At 74.8% G+C, this 16,530-nt stretch carries 12 protein-coding genes and 1 pseudogene; 4 read left to right on the top strand and 9 right to left on the bottom strand.

The features are described from left to right. Window positions 1-197: 197 nt before the first annotated feature. A complete protein-coding gene (locus tag EF903_RS05565) occupies window positions 198-1,568 on the top strand; it encodes an aminopeptidase P family protein (protein ID WP_125541470.1) in 1,371 nt (456 codons plus the stop codon). A 151-nt stretch (window positions 1,569-1,719) separates the two neighbouring features. Here EF903_RS05565 and EF903_RS33840 read toward each other — a convergent pair whose 3' ends face one another. The 3 genes and pseudogenes from EF903_RS33840 to EF903_RS05550 all read right to left on the bottom strand — a co-directional run bounded on the left by EF903_RS33840 (window position 1,720) and on the right by EF903_RS05550 (window position 3,933). Continuing rightward, window positions 1,720-2,247, bottom strand: a complete 528-nt coding sequence (locus EF903_RS33840) for a hypothetical protein (protein WP_185902532.1) — start codon at window positions 2,245-2,247, stop codon at window positions 1,720-1,722. 163 nt (window positions 2,248-2,410) lie between these two features. Next, window positions 2,411-2,806 (bottom strand): annotated as a pseudogene (locus EF903_RS05555) (RidA family protein); the annotation flags it as partial. Then, window positions 2,803-3,933 (bottom strand): acyl-CoA dehydrogenase family protein, encoded by a 1,131-nt coding sequence (locus tag EF903_RS05550; protein WP_125541466.1) that lies wholly within the window; start codon window positions 3,931-3,933, stop codon window positions 2,803-2,805. The gene EF903_RS05550 and the pseudogene EF903_RS05555, both read right to left, overlap by 4 nt. Before the next feature lie 136 nt (window positions 3,934-4,069). On the opposite strand from EF903_RS05550, the gene EF903_RS05545 reads away from it, so the two are divergent. The 3 genes from EF903_RS05545 to EF903_RS35805 are packed head-to-tail and all read left to right on the top strand — an operon-like array spanning window position 4,070 to window position 7,386. Beyond that, window positions 4,070-5,680 carry an AMP-binding protein gene (locus EF903_RS05545; protein ID WP_260614850.1) on the top strand — a complete coding sequence of 537 codons (1,611 nt, stop codon included), beginning with the start codon at window positions 4,070-4,072 and terminating at the stop codon, window positions 5,678-5,680. A gap of 4 nt (window positions 5,681-5,684) precedes the next feature. Further along, a complete protein-coding gene (locus EF903_RS05540) occupies window positions 5,685-6,491 on the top strand; it encodes a PaaX family transcriptional regulator C-terminal domain-containing protein (RefSeq protein ID WP_125541464.1) in 807 nt (268 codons plus the stop codon). Window positions 6,492-6,546: 55 nt separating this feature from the next. Beyond that, window positions 6,547-7,386 (top strand): GNAT family N-acetyltransferase, encoded by an 840-nt coding sequence (locus EF903_RS35805; RefSeq protein WP_125541463.1) that lies wholly within the window; start codon window positions 6,547-6,549, stop codon window positions 7,384-7,386. 31 nt (window positions 7,387-7,417) lie between these two features. Here EF903_RS35805 and EF903_RS05530 read toward each other — a convergent pair whose 3' ends face one another. The 6 genes from EF903_RS05530 to EF903_RS05505 form a co-directional block, all read right to left on the bottom strand. Next, complete coding sequence (locus EF903_RS05530; RefSeq protein WP_125541462.1) at window positions 7,418-9,676, bottom strand: bifunctional salicylyl-CoA 5-hydroxylase/oxidoreductase; 2,259 nt, start codon at window positions 9,674-9,676, stop codon at window positions 7,418-7,420. 4 nt (window positions 9,677-9,680) lie between these two features. Next, on the bottom strand, window positions 9,681-10,508 hold the full coding sequence (locus EF903_RS05525; RefSeq protein WP_114054665.1) for an enoyl-CoA hydratase family protein: 828 nt from the start codon (window positions 10,506-10,508) through the stop codon (window positions 9,681-9,683). A gap of 109 nt (window positions 10,509-10,617) precedes the next feature. Further along, a complete protein-coding gene (gene argF / locus EF903_RS05520) occupies window positions 10,618-11,625 on the bottom strand; it encodes an ornithine carbamoyltransferase (protein ID WP_125541461.1) in 1,008 nt (335 codons plus the stop codon). A gap of 192 nt (window positions 11,626-11,817) precedes the next feature. Beyond that, window positions 11,818-13,044, bottom strand: coding sequence for an arginine deiminase (locus EF903_RS05515; protein ID WP_125541460.1), 1,227 nt, complete (start codon window positions 13,042-13,044; stop codon window positions 11,818-11,820). A 129-nt stretch (window positions 13,045-13,173) separates the two neighbouring features. After that, window positions 13,174-13,668 carry a hypothetical protein gene (locus tag EF903_RS05510; protein WP_260614848.1) on the bottom strand — a complete coding sequence of 165 codons (495 nt, stop codon included), beginning with the start codon at window positions 13,666-13,668 and terminating at the stop codon, window positions 13,174-13,176. Between the two features lie 234 nt (window positions 13,669-13,902). Continuing rightward, window positions 13,903-16,497 carry a polynucleotide kinase-phosphatase gene (locus EF903_RS05505; RefSeq protein WP_125541458.1) on the bottom strand — a complete coding sequence of 865 codons (2,595 nt, stop codon included), beginning with the start codon at window positions 16,495-16,497 and terminating at the stop codon, window positions 13,903-13,905. Window positions 16,498-16,530 lie beyond the last annotated feature (33 nt).

The raw sequence follows: 16,530 nt of genomic DNA, 5'->3' as shown, positions 1-16,530 counted from the left end.
GGTGGGGGACATGGCGGACACGGCGCGGGGGTGCTGCGTGGGACGTGCCGGACGAGCGGTCGTGCGTGAACTGCCCTGCGCCACACGGCGTTTGACGGGGATTAACGCGCCGCGGTGTGACCTGTAACATAGTAATGTGAAATTGCACTGACAAGACCTGTGCACACACCAGTTCACGTCTTTCCCAGGGAGCCCCCGTGACCGAAGCCTTCTCCCGCCTCAACACCGGGAGTCACGATCTGCCGGTATCCGCCGAGTTGTCCCGGTACATGGCCGGCAACTGGGCCCCGTCACCGCTGCCGGACTCCGAGCGCGTCGCCGCGTACGCCGTCACCCCGGCCCGCCGCGCCCGGCTGTCCGCGCGCTTCCCCGGTGAGCGGCTGATCGTCCCGGCGGGCGAGCTGAAGGTCCGCTCCAACGACTGCGACTTCCGCTTCCGCCCGCACAGCGCGTACGCCTGGCTCACCGGGCTCACCGGCGAGGACCAGGTCGGCCACGTGCTCGTGATGGAGCCCTCCGGCCCCCACGGCCACGAGGCGGTGCTGTACCTGCGCCCCCGCTCCCCGCGCACCGGCGGCAGCGAGGAGTTCTACCGGGACCGCCGGTACGGGGAGTTCTGGGTCGGCCGGCGCCCCGACCTCGCGAAGGCGGAGCGGCTGACCGGGCTGCGCTGCGCCCACCTGGAGGCACTGGGCGACCCGGTCGGCCGCAACGCCGCCACCGACGGGGAACTGGCCACGGCCCTGTCCGAGCTGCGCCTGGTCAAGGACGCCTGGGAGGTCGAACAGCTCCAGCTGGCCGTCGACCACACCGCCGCCGGGTTCGAGGACGTCGTACGGGCGCTCCCGCGCGCGCTCGCCCACCCGCGCGGCGAGCGGTGGATCGAGGGGGTCTTCGGCCTGCGCGCCCGGGCGGAGGGCAACGGCACCGGCTACGACACCATCGCCGCGTCCGGCGCGCACGCGTGCGTGCTGCACTGGATCCGCAACGACGGGCGGCTGGATCCGGGCGACCTGCTGCTGCTCGACGCCGGCGTGGAGACCGACACCCTCTACACGGCCGACATCACGCGCACGCTCCCGCTGTCGGGGCGCTTCTCCCCCGTCCAGCGGCAGGTGTACGAGCTGGTGCTCGCCGCGCAGAAGGCGGGCATCGCCGCGCTGCGGCCGGGGGCGAGCTTCCGCGACTTCCACCGGGCCGGGATGCGGGTGATCGCGGAGGGGCTGGCGGACTGGGGCGTGCTCAAGGACGCCGAGGGCGACCTGCACCGGCGGTACACGCTGTGCAGCAGCGGCCACATGCTGGGACTCGACGTCCACGACTGCGCGAAGGCGCGGGCGGAGACGTACCTGGACGGGGTGCTGGAGGAGGGTCAGGTCCTCACGGTCGAGCCGGGCCTCTACCTCCAGCCGGACGACGAGACGCTGCCGCCGGAGCTTCGCGGCATCGGGGTGCGCATCGAGGACGACCTGGTCGTCACCGCGACGGGGGCCCGGCTGATGTCGGGGGCCCTGCCGCGGACGGTGGCCGGGATCGAGGAGTGGATGGGCGGCCTGCTGGAGGGCTGAGCCTGCCGTCCCGCCGGGGCCCCGGGGGCGTGGCGGCGGGAGGCGGACAGTGGTGACGGCCCGCGCGGGAGGCGCGGACCGTCACCTGCCGGTTTCCTCCGGCGTGTTCGGGATGCGGAATGAACGGGCGGTTCAGTTCCGGTGTGCGGAGTTACCTGCCGCCACCGCCGCCGCCACCGCCGTTGCCGCCGCCGCCGCCGCCGTGGCCGCCACCGCCGCCACCGCCGCCGTTGCCGCCGCCACCGCCGCCGTGGCCGCCACCGTTGCCACCGTTGCCGCCGCCGTCATGGCCGTTGCCGCCGCCACCGTTGCCGCCGCCGTCATGGCCGTTGCCGCCGCGGTTGTCGTGGCCGTTGCCGCCGCGGTCGTTGTAGTCGCGGTCGTTGTAGTCGCGGTGGTTGTAGTCGCGGTAGTCGTACCGGTCATAGTCGCGGTTGCTGTGGTGTGCGTTGTCCTTGTCCCAGCACCAGTCGGGCCGGTCCTCCCACCGGTGATAGCGCTCGCAGCACTCATACCAGTCGTTGCTGCCGCGCCGGTCGTCCGAACACCGCCAGTCCTGCCGGGTCTCCGGGGTCAGCCCGGTCTGCGCGGCAAAGGCCCCGCTCACCGGCGTCAGGCCGAGAGCGACGCCTGCGGCGCCGGCCACAGCTGCCGCAATGATCCCACGGCGCATGATCATGCACCTCCGAATGCCTTGACAATTGGTCCCAAAGGGGGCATTTCCACACTCCCCCCTCTCCTGCTCCCTGTCAAAGGCCGCTCGCCTGCGCCGCACCCCGCGACCCCCCGCAGGCCGCTTCCCCACTGGGATCCCCGGAATGCGGAATCGCTTCCGACGGGCCGTCAAGGACGGCGATACCGTCCAGTTCGACCAGGGCCTCCTCGTCCCAGAGCCGGACGATGCCCACCACCGCCATCGCCGGGTAGTCCCGCCCCGCCAGACGCCGCCAGATACGGCCCAGTTCGGGGGCGTGCGCCCGGTAGTCCGCCACGTCCACCGCGTACACGGTCACCCGCACCAGGTCAGCGGGCGCTCCTCCCGCAGCCGCCAGCGCCGCCAGCAGACCGGACAGGGCCCGCTCGAACTGCTCCGGCAGCGTCGCCCCGACCACCTCGCCCTTCACGTCCAGCGCGGTCTGCCCCGCGAGGAACACCAGCCGGGAGCCGGTCGCCGCCACCGCGTGGGAGAACCCCGTCGCCGGCGACAGCTCCGCCGGATTGATCCGCTCCGGGCTCACCGGTACAGCTCCCGCGCGATGATCGTGCGCTGGACCTCGCTCGCGCCCTCGTAGATGCGCGGTGCCCGGACCTCCCGGTACAGGTGCTCCAGCAAATGCCCCCGCCGCAGGGCGGCGGCCCCGTGCAGCTGCACGGCCTGGTCCACCACGTACTGCGCCGTCTCCGTCGCCAGGAGCTTGGCCATGGCCGAGCGGCGCGGGACGTCCGCGTCGCCCGCGTCGTACGCGCCCGCCGCCGCGTAGACCAGCAGCCGGGCCGCCTCGGTCCGGGTGGCCATCTCCGCGACCCGGTGCCCGACCGCCTGGAGGTCGCCGAGCACCCCGCCGAACGCGGTGCGGTGCGCGGTGTGCGCCAGTGTGGCGTCGAGGGCCGCGCGGGCCATGCCCACCGCGAACGCGCCGACGCTGGGGCGGAACAGGTTCAGCGTGGCCATCGCCACGGCGAAGCCCCGTCCGGGCCGGCCCAGCAGGTCCTCCGGGCCGACCGGGACCCCGTCGAAGACCAGTCTGCCGATGGGGTGCGGGGAGAGCATCTCCAGTGGCTCCCCGGACAGTCCGGGCCGGTCGGCCGGGACCAGGAATGCGGTGACGCCCTTCGCCCCGGGGCCCTCGCCGGTCCGGGCGAAGACGGTGTAGAAGTCGGCCTCCGGGGCGTTGGAAATCCAGCACTTCTCCCCGCTGAGCCGCCAGCCGCCCTCCGCCCCCGGGCCGGCGCCGGCGTCGGGCTCCGCCGCGAGCGCCAGCGCCGCCGCGTCCGAGCCGGCGCCGGGCTCGCTCAGTGCGAACGCCGCCACCGCCCGGCCCGTCCGCACCTGCGGCAGCCAGCGCTCCCGCTGCGCGTCCGTGCCCGCGCTGAGCACGGGGTGCGCCCCGAGCCCTTGGAGGGCCAGCGCCGTCTCCGCCTCCGTGCACCCGTACGCGAGGGACTCCCGCAGCAGGCACAGCTCCAGCGCGCCCGAGGTGAAGAGGCGGTCCAGCAGCCCCAGCGCGCCGAGCTCCACGAGCAGCGGGCGGTTGACCCGGCCCGGCTCCCCCTTGTCCGCCAGCGGACGCAGCCGTGTTGCCGACAGCTCGCGCAGCTGCCCGCACCACTGCTCCTGTTCCGCTCCGAGCGCGAATCCGGTCATCCGAACATCCCCGCTTCTATCGCGTCCTGTTGACTGCCGTCACCATCACGATACGCTCATGGGGCAACCGCACGGCCGGCTCCACCCGTTTCGGCCCCGACCGGGGCCGCAGCCGTCGCAAGGGGGCGAACCCGCCTTGGAGCTCAAGCCTTCGGCCCACGCCGACACCTTCGCGCGCGACCACCTGCCGCCGCCGCACGCATGGCCGGACCTGCTCTTCGAACTGCCCGAACTGGCCTACCCGGACCGCCTCAACTGCGCCGCCGAGCTCCTCGACGCCACCATCGCGCGGCTGGGACCGGGCCGCCCCGCCTTCCGCGACGGCAGCGGCGAGACCTGGTCGTACGGAGAGCTGCGCGACCGGGTGGACCGCATCGCCCACGTCCTGACGGCCGACCTGGGGGTGGTGCCCGGCAACAGGGTGCTGCTGCGCGGCCCGACCGGCCCCTGGCTCGCCGCGTGCTGGCTCGCGGTGGTGAAGGCCGGCGCGGTCGCCGTCACCGTCCTCGCGCAGCAGCGGGCGCACGAGCTGGCGACGGTGTGCGCGATGGCCCGGGTGGGGCACGCCCTGTGCCACGAGTCCGCACTGGAGGACCTCGCCCGCGCGGACGTCCCCGGCCTGCGCGTCACCCCGTACGGCGGAACCGGCCAGAAGGACCTGCTCCGCCTCGTCGAGCAGCACGCGGAGCCGTTCCCGGCGGTCGCGACCTCCGCGGACGACGTGGCGCTGATCGCCTTCACCTCCGGCACCACGGGCCGGCCGAAGGGCTGCATGCACTTCCACCGGGACGTGCTGGCCATTGCCGACACCTTCTCCCGGCACGTGCTGCGGCCCCGGCCCGACGACGTGTTCGCGGGCAGCCCGCCGCTCGGCTTCACCTTCGGCCTCGGCGGCCTGGTCGTCTTCCCGCTGCGCGCCGGCGCCAGCGCCCTGCTGCTGGAGCAGGCCGTACCGCGCGCCCTGCTGCCGGCCCTGGCCGAGCACCGGGTCACCGTGCTGTTCACGGCGCCCACCGCCTACCGGGCGATGCTGGACGCGCTCGACGGCGGGGCGTACGACCTCTCCGCGCTGCGCCGCTGCGTCTCGGCGGGCGAGAACCTCCCCGCCGCGACCTGGCAGGCCTGGTACGAGCGGACCGGGCTGCGGATCATCAACGGGATCGGCGCGACGGAGCTGCTGCACATCTTCATCTCCGCCGCGGACGACGACATCCGCCCCGGCACCACCGGCCGCGTCGTCCCCGGTTGGCAGGCCCGCGTGGTGGACCGCTCCGGCCGGCCCGTCGCGGACGACGAGCCGGGGCTGCTCGCGGTGCGCGGCCCGGTCGGCTGCCGCTACCTCGCCGACCCGCGGCAAGGGGACTACGTACGGGACGGCTGGAACCTCACCGGCGACACGTACATCCGCGATGCGGACGGCTACTTCCGCTACGTGGCCCGCGCCGACGACATGATCGTCTCCGCCGGGTACAACATCGCCGGCCCGGAGGTGGAGGAGGCTCTGCTGCGCCACCCGGACGTCGCCGAGGCGGCCGTCGTGGGCCGCCCGGACGAGCGGCGCGGCCAGATCGTCGTGGCGTACGCCGTCCCCCGTCCGGGCGCGGTCCTGACGGAGGACGCCCTGCGGGAGTTCATGCGCGCAGAACTGGCCCCGCACAAGTGCCCCCGCGCGTTCGTCTTCCTCCCGGCCCTGCCGCGGACCCCGACGGGAAAACTTCAGCGGTTCCGGCTCCGCGACCTACAGTGAACCCGTGGCCGAGCAGCACACTCCGCGATCCCTGATCGTCACCTTCTACGGCGCCTACGGGCGGGCCTTCGAGGGGCCCGTACCCGTGTCGGCGCTGGTCCGCCTGCTGGGCGCCGCGGACGTCGACGCCCCGTCGGTGCGCTCCTCGGTGTCCCGGCTCAAGCGGCGCGGCTTCCTGCTGCCCGCGCGGGCCGCGGACGGCTCCGCCGGGTACGAGCTCTCCGGCGAGGCGCGCCGGCTGCTCGAGGACGGCGACCGGCGCATCTACGGCGACCGGGCCACCCGGGGCACCGGCGAATGGCTCGTGGCCGTCTTCTCCGTCCCGGAGCAGGAGCGGCACAAGCGGCACCTGCTGCGCTCCCGGCTGGCGGGGCTGGGCTTCGGCTCGGTGGCCCCCGGCGTGTGGATCGCCCCGGCGCACCTGTACGAGGAGACGGGGCACACCCTGGACCGGCTGCACCTGACGGCGTACGTGGAGCTGTTCCGCGGCACGCACCTGGGCTTCGCCCCGACCGCGGAGGCGGTGGCCCGCTGGTGGGACCTGACCGCGCTGGCCAAGGCGCACGAGGAGTTCCTCGACCGGCACGAGCCGGTGCTGCGCGCCCTCCAGCAGGGCGGCTCGCCGACGCCGGAGCAGGCCTACCGGGACTACCTGCGGGCCCTGGACGGCTGGCGGCGCCTGCCGTACGCCGACCCGGGTCTGCCGCACGACCTGCTGCCCTCGGACTGGCCGGGCGACCGGGCCGCGGCCGTCTTCGCGGAGCTCCACGCCCGCCTGCGGGACACGGGCGCCCGCTTCGTGCAGCAGTAGGCCGGCGGAGGGAATTTCGGGTGCGGGGCGGTGCGGGCGGGCGCCATCATGGGCCATGACCTGGACCTTCACCCATGACCTGGCGGCCTACCGGGCCGCGGCCGGGGCGGCCGTCGCCGCCGACCCGGTGTCGAACACGCTGCTGCTGACCGTGGAGGGCGCGCTGCTGCGCCGCGGCCCGCACGCCTTCTCGGACCGGGACCCCGTGTTCGGCTGGTGGACCGGCGCGGACGGGGCGGTCGCGGGCGGCTTCCTGTGCACGCCGCCGTACCCGCTGGTCCTCGGCAGGGTGCCCGGCGAGGCGGTGGCCGCGCTGGGCGAGGCGCTGGGGCGGGAGCCGGTGCTGAGCGGGATCGGCGGGTTCAACGCCCGGCTCGACGACGGCGAGCGGCTCGCGGAGGCCTGGGGGCGGCCGCCGGGCGAGCGGGAGGTGCTGCGGCTGTACCGGCTCGGGGAGCTCGCGGCGCCGGATCCGGCGCCGCGGGGGCGGGCCCGGGCCGCCGCGGAGGCGGACCTGCCGCTGGTGCGCGAGTGGTGCGCCGCCTTCGCGGCGGAGGTCGGCGACCCGCCGCCCGGCGAGGGCGGGGTGCGGGACCGGGTGGCCGGGGGCAGGATGCTGCTGTGGGAGGACGCCGCGGGCCGTCCGGCGGCGCTCGCCGCTTTCAGTCCGACCGAAGCCGGGACCTCCCGCATCGGCCCGGTGTACACGCCTCCCGCCCGGCGCCGGCGCGGCTACGCGGCGGGCGCCACGCATGCGGCGGCGGGGGCGGCTCGGGCGGCGGGCGCCCGGGAGGTGCTGCTGTTCGCGGACACGGCGAACCCGACGAGCACGGGCGTCTACCTGCGGCTCGGCTTCCTGCCGGTGGAGGACCGGGCGGTGGTCGTGCCGCGCTGAGCGGTGCGGACACCGCCCGCCGCGCGGCCGCTCAGCCCTTCCCGGTGGGCGGTTTGCGGCTGCCGGCCCGGTAGGGCGCCGGCCAGGGGGCCGCCGGGCCCGCGTACTCCTGGTCGGCGGCCGCGTGCAGGGTCCAGTGCGGGTCGTACAGGTGGGGGCGGCCGAGGGCGCAGAGGTCGGCGCGGCCGGCCAGGAGCAGCGAGTTGACGTCGTCCCAGGAGGAGATGGCGCCGACGGCGATGACGGGGACGCCGAGCGCGTTGCGGATCCGGTCGGCGTACGGGGTCTGGTACGAGCGCCCGAACTCGGGGGCCTCGTCGGGGACGACCTGCCCGGTGGAGACGTCGATGGCGTCGGCGCCGTGCTCGGCGAAGGCGGCGGCGATGCGGACGGCGTCCTCGGCGGTGGTGCCGCCGGGCGCCCAGTCGGTGGCGGAGAGGCGGACGGTCATGGGGCGGTCCTCGGGCCAGACCTCCCTGACGGCGTCGAAGACCTCCAGGGGGAAGCGGAGCCGGTTCTCCAGCGGGCCCCCGTAGGCGTCCTCGCGGTGGTTGGCGAGCGGCGAGAGGAAGCCGGAGAGCAGGTAGCCGTGGGCGCAGTGCAGTTCGAGGAGGTCGAAGCCGCAGCCGGCGGCGCGGGCGGCGGCGGCCGCGAAGTCGGCGCGGACGGCGGCGAGGTCCCGGCGGTCCAGGGCGCGGGGGACCTGCGAGACGCCGGGCCGGTAGGGCAGCGGGGAGGCGGCGGCGACGGGCCAGTTGCCCTCGGGCAGGGGGTCGTCCATGCCCTCCCACATGAGCTTGGTGGAGCCCTTGCGGCCGGAGTGGCCGAGCTGGACGCCGAGGGCGGTGCCGGGGGCGGAGGTGTGCACGAAGTCGGCGATGCGCCGCCAGGCGGCGGCCTGCGCGTCGGTGTAGAGGCCGGTGCAGCCGGGGGTGATCCGGCCCTGCGGGGAGACGCAGACCATCTCGGTCATGACCAGGGCGGCGCCGCCGAGGGCGCGGGCGCCGAGGTGGACGAGGTGGAAGTCGCCGGGGAGGCCGTCGCCGTCGGCGGCGGAGTACATGTCCATCGGGGAGACGACGACGCGGTTGCGCAGCGTCAGCCCGCGCAGGGTGAGCGGGGTGAACATGGGCGGGGTGCGGTCGTCGGGGCAGCCGAAGTCGCGTTCGACGGCGCGGGTGAAGCGCTCGTCGCGCAGCCGCAGGTTGCCGTGGGTGACGCGGCGGCTGCGGGTGAGCAGGTTGAACGCGAACTGCCGTTCGGGCTGGTCGACGTACCCCGCGAGTTCCTCGAACCAGCGCATGCTGGCGGCCGCCGCCCGCTGGGTGGACGCGACGGCGGGGCGGCGGGCGGCCTCGTACGCGGCGAGGGCGGCGGGGACGTCCGGCTCGGCGGCGACGGCCTCGGCGAGGGCGAGGGCGTCCTCGACGGCCAGTTTGGTGCCGGAGCCGATGGAGAAGTGCGCGGTGTGGGCGGCGTCTCCGAGGAGGACGGTGTTGCCGTGGGACCAGCGTTCGTTGACGACGGTGCGGAAGCCGGTCCAGGCGGACCGGTTGCCGTGCAGGGGCCGGCCGCGCAGCGCCTCGGAGAAGACCTTGGCGCAGCGGTCGGCGGATTCGGCCTCGTCGCACAGGTCGAGGCCGGCGGCCCGCCAGACCTCCTCCCGCATCTCGACGATGACGGTGGAGGCGTCCGGCGCGTACGGGTAGGCGTGGAGCTGCATGACGCCGTGCTCGGTCTCGGCGATCTCGAAGCGGAAGGCGTCGAAGGCGAAGTCGGCGGCGAGCCAGATGTAGCGGCAGCGGCCGCTGGTGAGGGTGGGCCGGAAGTGCTGGGCGGCGCTCTGCCTGGTGGCGCTGTGGACGCCGTCGGCGGCGACGACCAGGTCGTGGGAGGCGGCGAGGGCGCCGGCGGGCGGGGCGGGGGTGCGGAAGCGGAGCGTGACGCCGAGGGCGGTGCAGCGTGCGTGCAGGACGTGCAGGAGGCGGCGCCGGCCGAGCGCGGCGAAGCCGTGGCCGCCGGAGGTGTGCAGGCGGCCGCGGTGGACGATGTCGATGTCGTCCCAGCGGACGAACTCGGCGCCGAGGGCCCGGTAGACGTCGGTGTCGGCGCGCTCGATGCCGCCGAGGGTCTCGTCGGAGAGGACGACGCCGAAGCCGAAGGTGTCGTCGGGGGCGTTGCGCTCCCACACCTGCACCCGGTGGCCCTGCCGGGCCAGCAGGGCGGCCGCGTACAGGCCCCCCGGTCCCCCGCCGATCACTGCGACGTCGAGCGTGTTCCCGAGGGGCACGGCGCTACCTGCCTTCCCACTCCGGCGGCCGCTTCGCGGTGAAGGCGGCGTGGAACTCGGCGTAGTCCCGGCCGTTCATCAGCAGGGCCTGGGTGTTGGCGTCGAGTTCGACGGCAGCGGCGAGCGGCATGTCGAGCTCGGCGGTCAGCAGGGCCTTGGTCTGGGCGTACGCCAGCGCGGGGCCGGCGGCGAGGTGCGCGGCGAGTTCCGCGGCCCGCACGTCGGCCTTGCCCTCCTCGGTGAGCTCGCTGAGCAGGCCGATGCGCTCGGCCTCGGGGGCGCGTACGGGCTCGCCGAGCATCAGGAGGCGGGTGGCGTGGCCGAGGCCGACGACGCGGGGCAGCAGGTACGCGGCCCCCATGTCGCCGCCCGAGAGGCCGACGCGGGTGAAGAGGAACGCGAAGCGGGCGGTGGGGTCGGCGATGCGGAAGTCCGCCGCGAGCGCGAGGACGGCGCCGGCGCCGGCGGCGACCCCGTGCACGGCGGCGATCACGGGGAAGGGGCATTCGCGGACGGCGCGCACCACCTGGCCGGTCATCCGGTTGAAGTCCAGGAGCTGCGCGGTGTCCATGGAGAGGGTGGCGCCGATGATCTCGTCGACGTCGCCGCCGGAGCAGAAGCCGCGGCCTTCGCCGCCGAGGACGAGGGCGCGTACGGACCGCTCGCGGGAGAGCTCGGCGAGCAGGTCGCGGAGGTCTGCGTACGCCCCGAAGGTGAGGGCGTTGAGCTTCTCGGGGCGGTCGAGGGTGACGGTGGCCACGCCGTCCTGCCGGGTCACCCGCAGGTGGCGCCACCGTTCGGTTGCCGGGGTGGAACCGATGAAGGGGCTCACACGGACGAAGGTATCACCGGATCCTGACTTCCGTCACGGAAACGCGATACGGGCGCGGGCCGGGGGCGGCGCTCCCGGCCGCGGCCCGCCCCGGCCCGACCCGGCCCCGTCAGGCGGCTTCGGCGAGTGTGGCGACGAGCACGGCCTTGATGGTGTGGAGCCGGTTCTCGGCCTCGTCGAAGACGACGGAGTGCGCGGACTCGAAGACCTCGTCCGTCACCTCCAGCGACTCCAGTCCGTGCCGGGCGTGTATGTCGCGGCCCACCGCCGTGCCGAGGTCGTGGAAGGCGGGCAGGCAGTGCAGGAACTTCACGTCCGGGTTGCCGGTGGCGCGCAGCACTTCCATCGTGACGGCATAGGGGGCGAGGGCGGCGATGCGCTCGTCCCACACCTCCTTGGGCTCCCCCATGGAGACCCACACGTCGGTGGCGACGAAGTCGGCGCGGGCGACGCCCTCGGAGACGTCCTCGGTGAGCAGGATCCGGGCACCGCTGGCGGCGGCGAGCTCGCGGGCCCGGTCGACGACGGACGCGGCCGGCCAGTAGGCCTTCGGCGCGACGATGCGCACGTCCATGCCGAGGAGGGCGCCGGTCACGAGGTAGGAGTTGCCCATGTTGAAGCGGGCGTCGCCCAGGTACGCGAAGGCGATCCGCTCGACCGGCAGGGCGCTGTGCTCGGTCATGGTGAGCACGTCGGCGAGCATCTGGGTGGGGTGCCAGTCGTCGGTGAGTCCGTTGTAGACGGGGACGCCGGCGTGGGCGGCGAGCGCCTCGACGGCCGCCTGGCTGTCGCCGCGGTACTGGATCCCGTCGAACATCCGGCCGAGCACGCGGGCGGTGTCCTTGACGGACTCCTTGTGCCCGATCTGGGAGCTCGCCGGGTCGAGGTAGGTGGTGTGCGCCCCCTGGTCGGCGGCGGCGACCTCGAACGCGCAGCGCGTGCGCGTCGAGGTCTTCTCGAAGACGAGGGCGATGTTTCGGCCCCTGAGCCGGGGCTGCTCCGTGCCCGCCTTCTTGGCGGCCTTGAGCTCGGCGGCCAGATCGACCAGGCCGCGGAACTCGGCGGCGGTGAAGTCGAGCTCCTTCAGGAAACTGCGGCCGGCGAGGTCGATGGCCATGGGGGTACTCCAGGGTCGCGGTACGGGAAGCAGGGAGACCGGAAGTCTATACGATGGGCTGCATTCATATACAGACCCCCGGGTGTCCCGGCTCCGCCCCCCGCCCGGTCCTTGCCGCCTCCTCCCGATTCATCCTGCCTCGTCAGACGCCCTGCGTCCGCCAGGCGGCGCCGCCCGGCGCCCCGCCGCCCCTCAGACGGCGTCGCGTTCCACAGGACAGCTCATGCAGCGCGGACCGCCCCGGCCGCGCCCCAGCTCGCTGCCGGGGATCTCGATGACCTCGATGCCCTCCTTGCGCAGGTGCGTGTTGGTCGTCACGTTCCGCTCGTAGGCGACGACCACTCCCGGCTCCACGGCGAGGACGTTGCAGCCGTCGTCCCACTGCTCGCGCTCCGCCGAGTGCACGTCCTGCCTGGCCGTCAGCACCCGGATCGCGTCCAGGCCGAGCGCTGCCGCGATGGCCCGGTGCATGTGCTCCGGCGCGTGGTCGGTCACCTTCAGCTCCTGCGCGCCGGCGCCCGGCTCGATGGTGTAGGAGCGCAGCATGCCGAGGCCCGCGTACTGGGTGAAGGTGTCCCCGTCCACCATCGTCATCACCGTGTCCAGGTGCATGAACGCCCGCCGCTTGGGCATGTCGAGCGCCACGATGGAGGTCGCCGACCCGGCGGCGAACAGGCCCCGCGCCAGCATCTCCACCGCCTGCGGGGTGGTCCGCTCGCTCATCCCGATCAGCACGGCGCCGTTGCCGAGGACGAGGACGTCCCCGCCCTCGATCGTCGACGGGTAGTCGGCCTGCCCCTGCGACCAGTAGTGGAAGGCGCCCGACGCCGTGAACAGCGGGTGGTGCCGGTAGATCGCCTCGAAGTGGACCGTCTCGCGCTGCCGGGCCGGCCAGCGCATGGCGTTGATGGAGACCCCGTCGTAGATCCAGGCGGAGGTGTCCCGGGTGAAGAGGTGGTTCGGCAGCGGTCCGAGCAGGAAGTCGTCCAGCTCCATGGCGTGGAAGCGGACCGAGACGGGCTCGGCGTACCGCTCCAGGTACTCCCGCTTGGTCATCCCGCCCACCAGCGCCTCGGCGAGGTCCGCCGCCGGCATCCCGTCGAAGACGGCGCGCAGGTGGTCGGTGGCGAGCGGGCCGTACTCCTTCTCGTCGAACACCCGGTCCAGGACCAGGTGCCGGGCCTCCGGGATGTCCACCGCCTCCCGGAGCAGGTCCCCGAACAGGTGGACCTCCACGCCGCGGTCCCGCAGGACGTCGGCGAAGCCGTCGTGCTCCTGCCGGGCCCTGCGCACCCACAGGACGTCGTCGAAGAGGAGCGCGTCCTTGTTGCTCGGCGTGAGCCGCTTCAGTTCCAGATCGGGCCGGTGGAGGATGACGCGGCGGAGCCGTCCGGTCTCGGAGTCGACATGGAATCCCATGGCGTACACGTTCGCAGACCGGACGGCCTTTTGACGGGGCGTTGGCGCAGGACGTCCGGCGGACGGCCGGGACCCGCCGGGCCGGCCGCCGCGCCGGGCCGGGGCGGCGGGCCCGGGGCGCCGCCGGTCTCAGCCGAGGCCGAGGAGCGCCGAGGGGGCCCCGGTCAGCTCCGGGGCGGTCAGGCCGAGCTTCGGGGCGGTCAGGTCCGGGATGCCGGAGTTGCCTCCGTCGGGCATCGTCAGCGGCGCCCCGAGGACCACGCCCGGGGTGCGGGCCACCAGGTCGGTCGCCGGGGAGGTCAGCGAGCCCTCGGAGTCGGTGGCCGGGTCGCCGAGCAGGTTCGGCACGGGCGTGCTGACGAGGGTGCGGCCGAGCTCCGCGCCGACGGGCAGGGACGGCACCACCGGCGTCGGCAGCAGGTCCCCCTTGTGGTGGCGGACCTCCGGCGCGCCGACGACGGGGACCGGGACGCCGGTGCCCACGCGCGGGGTGTCCACGCCCAGCGTGGTCTTCACGGCGTCCAGCGGCACGCCGACCGGAACCGAGTCGGCGGCGGCCGGGGCGGCGGCGCCGGCGGCCGCCATACAGGTCATGAGCGCCGCAATGCTTCCGCGCGCGGTCATCTTCATAGGTGACGTTCCGTCCTTCCTGGTTCGCGGACACTCCGCTGCCCTGAATGAACGATCCCGCCCGTGCTTTCCCCGGCATCGACCGGGAAAGTTCCCCCATACGACCTAATTCGGGGCCGTGTGCGGGCGGCGCCTTTACGCGCCGCCCTCACACCGCCCGCACACCGCCAGCGCGCCGTCCGCGCGCCGTCCGCGCGCCGCCGGTACGGCCGGGCCGGCCGGGGGCCGTCACAGCCGCGGGTCGACCGGCTCCGACTCCAGGGCGAGCACCGCGAAGACCGCCTCGTGCACCCGCCACAGCGGCTCCCCCGCCGCCAGCCGGTCCAGCGCCTCCAGGCCGAGCGCGTACTCGCGCAGGGCCAGCGACCGCTTGTGGCCCAGCGCCCGGCCGCGCAGCCGGTCGAGCTGCTCCGGGCGCGCGTACTCCGGCCCGTAGACGATCCTCAGGTACTCGCGGCCGCGGACCTTGATCCCCGGCTGCACGAGCCGTCCCCTGCGGTCGCGGGCGTACGCCTGGAGCGGCTTGACGACCATCCCTTCGCCGCCGGCCTCCGTCAGCCCGAGCCACCAGTCGGTGCCCGCGCGGACGGAGTCCCCGTCGGCGGGGTCGACCAGGATCCGGCCGGTGCGGCGCAGGAGAGCGCCGCCGGCCGCCTCGTCGGCGGCGGCGAGCCGGTCCAGCCAGAACAGCTGCTCGTCGTGCGGGACGGCGGCCAGCGACCGGTCGGAGGCGGCGAGCAGCTGGAACGGCGCGAACCGCACCCCGTCGAGGCCCTCCGTGGTCCAGCAGTACCGGCGGTAGGCCTCGGTGAAGCGGTCCGCGTCCTCGGCCCGCTCCCGCTGCCGGGCCAGCAGCGCGCCGGTGTCCGCGCCGCGGGCCGCGGCTGCCTCCAGGGCGGCGATCGCCGCGGGGAACGCGGCGCGGGAGGCCGCGCCGACGGCCGCGTACTGCTCGCGCAGCAGGCCGCGGGACTTCAGCGACCAGGGCAGCAGCTCGCCATCGAGCAGCAGCCAGTCGCCGTCCCCCGCGGAGGCCCCGCCGGGCGCGGCGAGCTCCTCCCAGAGCCCGGCGCCGGTGACCGCGTCCCGCACCCGGCCGAGGAACGCCTCGGTGACGGCCGGATCCGGGAAGAAGGGCCGGCCGGTGCGCGTGTACACGGAGCCGGTGGCGGTGCCGTCGGTGCCGAAGCGCCTGCGGGCCGTCTCGGCGTCCCGGCACAGCAGGACCGTCGCGCGGGAGCCCATGTGCTTCTCCTCGCACACGACCTGGGCGATGCCGTCGGCCCGGTACTGGGCGAAGGCCTCCGCCGGGTGCTCCAGGAAGCCCTCCACCTGCGAGGCGGCCGCCGGGGCCATCGTCGGCGGCAGGTACGGCACCAGCCGCGGGTCGACGGCGAAGCGGCTCGTCACCTCCAGCGCCGCGGCGGCGTTCTCCTCGCGCACCGCGACGTTCCCGAGGTGGCGGGTCTCCACGACGCGGCGGCCGTGTACGTCGGCCAGGTCGAGCGGCCTGCCCTCGCGGCCGCCGGGCGCCTGGACCGCGAGCGGCCTGGCCGGCTCGTACCAGACCTTCTCGGCGGGGACGTCGACCAGTTCGCGCTCGGGCCAGCGCAGGGCCGTCAGCTTCCCGCCGAACACGGCGCCGGTGTCGAGGCAGATGGTGTTGTTGGTCCAGGAGGCCTCCGGGACGGGCGTGTGGCCGTAGACGACCGCCGCCCGGCCGCGGTAGTCCTCGGCCCAGGGGTGGCGCACCGGCAGGCCGAACTCGTCGGTCTCGCCGGTGGTCTCCCCGTACAGGGCGTGCGAGCGGACCCGGCCGGAGGTGCGGCCGTGGTACTTCTCCGGCAGCCCGGCGTGGCAGACCACCAGCCGGCCGCCGTCCAGGACGTAGTGGCTGACCAGGCCCTCGATGAAGGAGCGGACCTCGGAGGCGAACTCCTCCGGCTCGCCGGCGAGCTGCTCGACGGTCTCGGCGAGGCCGTGCGTCAGCTGCACCTTCGAACCCCTCAGGTGGCGCCCGAGCTTGTTCTCGTGGTTGCCCGGCACGCACAGGGCGCTGCCCGAGGCGACCATGCCCATGACGCGGCGCAGGACGCCGGGGCTGTCCGGGCCGCGGTCGACGAGGTCGCCGACGAAGACGGCCGTGCGGCCCTCGGGGTGGACGCCCTCGCGGTAGCCGAGCCGGTCCAGCAGGGCTTCCAGCTCCGAGGAGCAGCCGTGCACGTCGCCGATGATGTCGAAGGGGCCGGTGAGGTGGGTGAGGTCGTTGTAGCGCTTCTCGCGGACGACCTCGGCGGTCTCGGCCTCCTCGGGGGTCCGCAGGAGGTGCACCTTGCGGAAGCCCTCCCGCTCCAGGTGGCGCAGGGAGCGGCGCAGCTCCCGGCGGTGGCGCCGGATCACGTGCCGCGGGAGCCCCGCCCGGTCGGGGCGGGCCGCGTTGCGCTGCGCGCAGACGTCCTCGGGCATGTCGAGGACGATCGCGACGGGCAGGACGTCGTGCTCGCGGGCGAGCCGGACCAGGGAGCGGCGGGCCTCCGGCTGGACGCTGGTGGCGTCGATGACGGTGAGCCGGCCGGCCGCGAGGCGCTTGCCGGCGATGTAGTGGAGGACGTCGAAGGCGTCCTTGCTCGCGCTCTGGTCGTTCTCGTCGTCGCTGACGAGGCCGCGGCAGAGGTCGGAGGAGACCACCTCGGTGGGCCTGAAGTGCCTGCGGGCGAAGGTGGACTTGCCCGAGCCGGTGGCGCCGACGAGGACGACGAGGGACAGGTCGGGGACGGGGAGCACGCGGGGCTCGGCGGCTCCGGTGGCGGTGTCGGCGGTCATGCGGCCTCTCCCTCCTTCGGGGCGGCGGGGCGG

Source organism: Streptomyces sp. WAC05292 (assembly GCF_003949955.1).
GTDB classification, from domain to species: domain Bacteria; phylum Actinomycetota; class Actinomycetes; order Streptomycetales; family Streptomycetaceae; genus Streptomyces; species Streptomyces globosus.
Note: the sequence above shows the minus strand (reverse complement) of the source record. Positions and strands in the feature narration are given on the sequence as shown.